6 protein-coding genes are annotated in these 6,279 nt (G+C 72.5%); 5 read left to right on the top strand and 1 reads right to left on the bottom strand.

What is annotated here, in order from left to right; all coding sequences use genetic code 11:
• The 3 genes from ABZ904_RS05495 to ABZ904_RS05485 all read left to right on the top strand — a co-directional run.
• Positions 1 to 970: NAD-dependent epimerase/dehydratase family protein (locus ABZ904_RS05495; RefSeq protein ID WP_361821286.1), on the top strand; the 970-nt coding region annotated here is incomplete at its 5' end.
• Positions 967 to 1,161 (top strand): hypothetical protein, encoded by a 195-nt coding sequence (locus ABZ904_RS05490; protein WP_360989015.1) that lies wholly within the window; start codon positions 967 to 969, stop codon positions 1,159 to 1,161. The genes ABZ904_RS05495 and ABZ904_RS05490, both read left to right, overlap by 4 nt.
• 156 nt (positions 1,162 to 1,317) lie before the next feature.
• Positions 1,318 to 2,856, top strand: a complete 1,539-nt coding sequence (locus ABZ904_RS05485) for a DUF1996 domain-containing protein (RefSeq protein ID WP_359406429.1) — start codon at positions 1,318 to 1,320, stop codon at positions 2,854 to 2,856.
• 96 nt (positions 2,857 to 2,952) lie between these two features.
• Here ABZ904_RS05485 and ABZ904_RS05480 read toward each other — a convergent pair whose 3' ends face one another.
• On the bottom strand, positions 2,953 to 3,375 hold the full coding sequence (locus ABZ904_RS05480) for a hypothetical protein (protein ID WP_359406432.1): 423 nt from the start codon (positions 3,373 to 3,375) through the stop codon (positions 2,953 to 2,955).
• A 190-nt stretch (positions 3,376 to 3,565) separates the two neighbouring features.
• On the opposite strand from ABZ904_RS05480, the gene ABZ904_RS05475 reads away from it, so the two are divergent.
• Positions 3,566 to 4,069, top strand: a complete 504-nt coding sequence (locus ABZ904_RS05475; protein WP_361821282.1) for a tetratricopeptide repeat protein — start codon at positions 3,566 to 3,568, stop codon at positions 4,067 to 4,069.
• A 180-nt stretch (positions 4,070 to 4,249) separates the two neighbouring features.
• A complete protein-coding gene (locus tag ABZ904_RS05470; protein ID WP_361821279.1) occupies positions 4,250 to 6,199 on the top strand; it encodes a hypothetical protein in 1,950 nt (649 codons plus the stop codon).
• Positions 6,200 to 6,279: the final 80 nt, after the last annotated feature.

Genomic DNA, 6,279 nt, shown 5'->3' with positions numbered 1-6,279 from the left:
GGGGGGGGCCGGGGGGGGGCGGGGGGCGGGCGGTGTCGCGGGCGTGCGCCCGGGGGGGGCCCCGCGGCGGCCGGGGGGGGCGGCGCCCCGGCCCCGCCCCCCCCCCGCGCCCGGCGGGCTCGCCGCCCTGGCCGAGGGCGGCGAGTGGGACGCCGTCGTGGACACCTGGTCGGCGGCGCCGCGCCCCGTGCGGGACGCGGCCCGGCTGCTGCGGGGCCACGCACGGCGGTACGTCTACGTGTCGAGCTGCTCGGTCTACGCATGGGCACCGCCCGCCGGGTACGCCGAGGACGCGCCCCTCGTCGAGGGCGCGGAGTCCGGTGCGGACCGCACCGACTACGCGCGTGACAAGCGGGGCGGCGAGCTGGCGGCGGTCGAGGCCTTCGGCGCGGACGGCTCCCTGCTGGTGCGGTCCGGGCTGATCCTCGGGCCGTACGAGAACATCGGCCGCCTGCCCTGGTGGCTCACCCGTATCGCGCGGGGCGGCCCCGTGCTGGCGCCCGGTCCGCGGGAGCTGCCGCTGCAGTATGTCGACGTCCGTGACCTCGCCGAGTGGCTCCTCGGCGCGGTGGAGCGGGAGCTGAGCGGGCCGTACAACCTGATGAGCCCGCAGGGGCACGCCACCATGGGCGGGCTTCTGGACGCCTGCGTACAGGCCACCGGCGCTCAGGCCGAGCTGCGCTGGACGGACCCCGACGTGGTCCTCGGCGCGGGCATCGAGCCGTGGACTCAGCTGCCCGTGTGGATGCCCCCGGGCAGCGAGGGGCACGGCGCCCTGCACGGCGCGGACGTATCGCGTGCCGTCGCGGCGGGACTGCGCTGCCGCCCCGTGACCGAGACGGTCGCCGACACCTGGAGCTGGCTGAAGGCCCTCGGCGACGGCGGTGCCCCGGGCGAGGCTCCGCAGCGCGCGGACCGGCCCCGGGTCGGGCTGGACCCCGCCGTGGAGGCGAAGGTGCTGGGCCTGTGATCGTCACCGTTCCGGCCCTGGAACATACCTCCGAATTGTTCGCCGAACGGGGTCCTGTGGATTTCGGCGGCGGCAATCCGCGGGTTTCTCACCGTACTCGTCCATTTGGAACACGATCGTCGAACAAGGCCGGAAACGGCGCACTGAATTTGATTCAGAAAGGAGCGGCCTGCCCCCTCAACTACCGCTGAAACAGGGGCTTCTGTTCCTCTTGCGCCCGAAATGACCTCACGAGGTCCCAAGTTTTTCATGAGGATTCTGAACACCCCATGGACCTCCTGCGTATGGGATGGCGCCGCTTCACCCCTGTCGGGCGCCTCGCCCCGAAAGGAAGTCAGAGGAGTTCCATGGGACGCAACACACGAAAACGCCGTACGCCGCTGGCCACCAAGGCCATAGCCGCCTCGGCTGCCCTAGCGCTCGGTGGGGGCGGGCTGATCTGGGCGAACTATTACGCCTCGGCGCACGAGACGAGCTCGCAGAACAGCACCAAGGCCGCCGCCGCTCAGGTGGCCACCATCACCTGCCCGGACGTCGGTCAGCAGCTGACCAATGTGCCGAACCAGGCCCGTACCGAGGTCGACGGGGAACTGGCCAACCTCGACCGCCAGATCACGGACGCCTACCAGCGTCTGGCGACCACACGGGACGCGCAGGCGAGGGACGCGAGTTTCGTCCAGAACTCGATCCTCCAGCCGCTGAAGGAACGGCGGGCGGTGATCATCGACCGCATTCAGCTGGAGATCAACCGGGTCGGCGGCAGCGCGCCCGACAGCCTGGACGGTCTGGCCGCCTGTACCGGCACCACCGCGGGCCAGGCGGACAACACCGCCGGCCAGAACAACTCCGGCCAGCCGAACACCGGCGGCCAGCAACCGCAGCAGACCGGCAGTCCGCAGCCGACCGGCGGCCAGCAGTCGACCGGCGGCCAGAACACCGGCCAGCAGCAGGGCAACGGCGGCCAGGCCGGCAACGGCCCCGCCGCGGCCGACTTCGTCGACATCACGAAGGTCCAGCCGAACGTCGCCGCCAAGCCGCGGAAGACCCGCAGCGCCTCGAACGGCACGTTCACCACCCGGTGCGGTGTGAACGCGAACAAGAACCACAACACCGACAACGTCATCGTGGCGCCCGGTGTGACCAACGGCGCGCACCATCTGCACGACTACGTCGGCAACCAGAAGGTCAACGCCTTCGCCAGCAACGACACGTTCCTGCAGGGCGGTACCAGCTGCCAGAACAGGAACGACCTGTCGTCGTACTACTGGCCGGTGGTCCGTGTCCAGGACGGCACCCAGGACTTCGACCAGAACAACGACGGCGGCGGCAAGGAAGGCAACGTCGGCAAGATCCTTACGCCGGTGCAGGCCCAGATCAAGTACGTCGGCAGCCCGACCAGCAAGGTCGTCGCGATGCCGCAGTTCCTGCGCATCATCACCGGTGACGCCAAGACCACGACCAACGGTCTGGCGAACGCCAACGCACACTGGAGCTGCACCGGCTTCGAGAACAAGGTCCAGCTGACGACGCAGTACCCGATCTGCCCGCAGGGCAGCAACGTGGTCCGCACGTTCGCCTTCCAGAGCTGCTGGGACGGCCAGAACATCGACAGCGCCAACCACCGCACGCATGTGGCCTTCGCCGACGCCAACGGCAACTGCCAGAACGGGTTCAAGGCGATCCCGCAGCTGACCATGCGGCTGGTGTACAAGATCACACCGCCGACCCTCCAGAACGGTGTGGTGAAGAACGCCTACGCGGTGGACGGCTTCCCGGAGCAGCTCCACAAACCGGCCACCGACCACGACGACTTCATCAGCGTCACGACCGGCGGCCTGGCGAACAAGATCGCCAACTGCGTCAACCGAGGCCAGCGGTGCCAGTGACGCACTGAGCCGGTGACCCACTGAAGAAGGCCGGTGGCGGGAGATCCCGCCACCGGCCTTCGGCGTGTGCGCCCCGGGCGGGCGTCCGGCGCGGGCTCAGCCGCTGTGGCCCGCGTGGGCGTGGTGGTCGGTACCGATCTCGACCTCGCCGCCGAGCGTGCCCCGCAGCGCCTTGACCACTCCGTCGTCGCCGACGGCGACCCACTTGCGGCCCACGAGGTAGTAACCGCCGTAGTCCTTGGCGTCGTTGATCCACTCGCGCTGCCCCCGGTCGGTGGCGAAGGTGGCGAGCACGAACTTGCCGTCGGAGTTGGTGCAGATGGCCTGGCGGATCTCGTCGGCGTCCGTCTGGACGTTCGGCTTGCAGTTCACGTCCGCCGCCAGGTCCTCCAGACTGCCGGTCGCGGTCGCCGGCACCTGGTCCTGCGCCTCACCCGAACCGCCCGTCCCGGCGCAGCCGGTCAGCACCAGCAGGGCGACGGCCGCGCCGGCCGCCAGCTTCTCGCGCGTGCACCTCATGTGTTCCTCCGGTCGTTCCGGCCCATGCCGCCAGGAGCCCTCGCGAGAGCCCTGCCCTTCCGTACGGCTGCGGCGCGCCCCGTGCTCAATGACGCCACACCTCTCCCTCCAGGACCACGCAAATCCGGTGTCCCGGACGGCACAGGTGTGCGAGGGTGAGCGGTCTGAGCACTCGGGACGAGGGGGACACGTGAGCACACAGGACTGGGAGTCGCGTGTGGCCGCCGCCTGGGAGGGCTTCGACGACTACGCGGAGGAGGATGCCGCGGACTTCCGCGCGGTGATCGACGCCCTGGTCGCCGAGTTGCCCGACGACAGCCCGCTGGGCCCCTTCGAGCGTGCCTGTGCCTGGGACTCCACGGGACACTCCGACACGGCGGTGCCGCTGTACCGGGAGGCGCTGGCCCGCGGCCTCGACGGCTACCGCGGCCGCCGGGCGAAGATCCAGCTGTCCAGCTCGCTGCGCAACGTCGGGCGGGCCAAGGAGGGCGTCGATCTGCTCACCCCCGAACTCGACGCTCCGTCCGACGAACTGGACGACGCCGTGCGCGCCTGCCTGGCCCTGTGCCTGTCCAGCCTGGGCCGGGACCGTGAGGGCCTGTCCCTGGTCCTCGGCGCGCTCGCGCCGCATCTGCCGCGCTACCAGCGGTCGATGGCGAACTACGCGCGCCTGCTGGTCGAGCCGGACGCCTGACCGTCCCGCCCGGCCCACCGCGGTACCAGGGCCGTCGCCCTCACCACCGCGCTGTGAGGCACGCCGACCGGCGCAATGGCCGCGATCGCGGCGGCCGGAGTCCTGCCGTTCGGGACGCTGGCGCCGCTGCCGTGGCAGGGCTGCCCCTGGCGCAGGTGACCAACCACCGTCTCACTCGTTTTGCCGGACGTGCAGCCACAGCATGTCGCCCCGCGCCGGGCCCGGACCTCAGCACCGGTCGTCGATGTCGAGCAGGCCGAGGCCGCGCTCGCCGAGCACTACCCCCGGCTCGTCCGGCTCGCCTATCTCGTGCTGCCACCGGGTCTCGGCCGCAACCGGCGGGTGCTGACGGCGCATGCCCTTGCCCAGCGGGCGCTGCCCCGCCGGCGCTCCTCGTCCCTGATTCCTGCCCAGGCCACAGGTCCTTCCCATGCGCGCCGGGCCGAGGGCCGCGGCAGCGACCCCGGGTACTCCCTGCTGCGGCTGAAGGTGGTGCGGACCGCGCTGGAAGCGGGGCGGCCGCTGAAGTGGACGGCGTGGCCGAAGCGGTCGCAACTGCCGCCGCTGCTCCCCCAGGTCTGGGGCCTCAGACTCTTCCCGCGTTCCGGCGGGGCCGACGAACTCGCCCTGGACCAGCGGCTCTCGGCGCTCTCCGGTCCGGCCCGCGCCGCCTATGTACTGCGCGGCCTCGAGCGGCTCCCCGAGGACGCGGTGCGCAGACTGCTCAAGTCGGTGGGCGTGACGGATCCGGCGGCGGCGGTCCGCGAGGCCGCCCGCGTTCCGGCCCAGGACAGGCTGCTGGACTCCCCCGAGTTCGACCCGTGTTCGCTGCAGGCGCGGCCGACGGATCTGATGCGGCGCCGGCAGCACGCCAAGGCCGCACTGGCCGCCGCGGCCGCCGCCGCGGTGTGCGGGGCACTGCTAGCGCTGCCGAGCGGGGGCTGGGGTCAGGACGGCGCGGCCGCACCGCCGTACGCGCAGAACCCGGCCGACCAGGCCGCGCTCGACCCGGCCAAGGTGACGAAGGTGACCCCCACCGCCTGGCGGACGTCCGCACGCACCGACTTCTCCGTGTGGCCGGCGCGCGGCAACCTCACCGGCGACAGGGCTCTGCTGCGCCGCGCGCTCGCCGTCTGGGCGCGCCCCGGGGACTCCGTCCAGGTCTCGGCGACGCCCGGCACCCCCTCGGGCGCCCCGGCCGGACCGCCGCAACTGCTGTACGCCGGGCGGGTCGACGCCGCACGCGTGGTGATCTTCTACGACGGACTGCGCATCGCACGCTACGCCGAGCCCGCGAACGACACGAACGGGGCCGCGCTCGACTTCGCGCGGGTCGACGCGGCGACCGGGGCCGAGGCGGACGCCGTGGTCCTGGCCCGGGCCGACGGCAACGTCCGCTATCTGACGGCTCCTTGGGTGACCGGGGCGGCCGAGCGGGACCTGCTCGATCCGTCGGCCCGGGCGACGGACCTGCGCCCGGCCGACGGGGTCACCGCGCCGCTGGCCGGACCCGCGGAGCGCACCGGTTCGTGCACGTCCTGGAACGTGCTGCAGCTGACCGACGGTTCCGGCACACGGCTGCTGACCGACCTCGGGGAGCTGACACCGGCTCACCTGACGGTCGGTCGGCCGGGCGCGATGCGAGAGGCGTCCGGGGCGGCGGAGCTGCGCACCTGGTCGCCGTTCGCCTGTTCGCTGGCGGCGGTGCGCTCGCAGGGCGTGCGTACCGTGAACGCCTGGGAGTACGCACGCCAGCCGCTGCCGGACGCGTCCGGGGCCGCCACATGGGTGTGCACCCGGGCCGACACCTGGCGGGGCGGCGGTCCACGGGTCCTCGCGCAGTTCCACACGCCGGGCGGGCGGTACGGCGCTGTCGCGGCGAAGGCGGAGGGCGTGGCCGCCTGCGGCGCAAAGGATCCGCATGTGCTCGCGGGGGTGTTGTGGAAGTCGGCGGGGGGAGTCTGGTACCTGCTCGCCGCGGGAAGCGAGGACACCGCCTCGATCCGTACGACCGGCGGAGTGTCGGGTTCGGCCAAGGGCAGTCTGCTGGCGGTGCGGACGGAACAGGGGGTCCAGGCCGGGCTGCAAGGGACGTTGGGGGACGGACGGACGATCGGCGGTCTTCGCTGAGCGCGGCACCGCCGCTCTTCGCGCGCCCGCGGCCGATACCGGGAGAGCCGCTGGCGATCGGTGTGTCGTGGGCGTTCGGT

The organism is Streptomyces sp. NPDC046900, assembly GCF_040644975.1.
GTDB lineage: Bacteria > Actinomycetota > Actinomycetes > Streptomycetales > Streptomycetaceae > Streptomyces.
The sequence above is the reverse complement of the archived record's forward strand: the minus strand, read 5'-3'. Positions and strand labels throughout refer to the sequence as shown.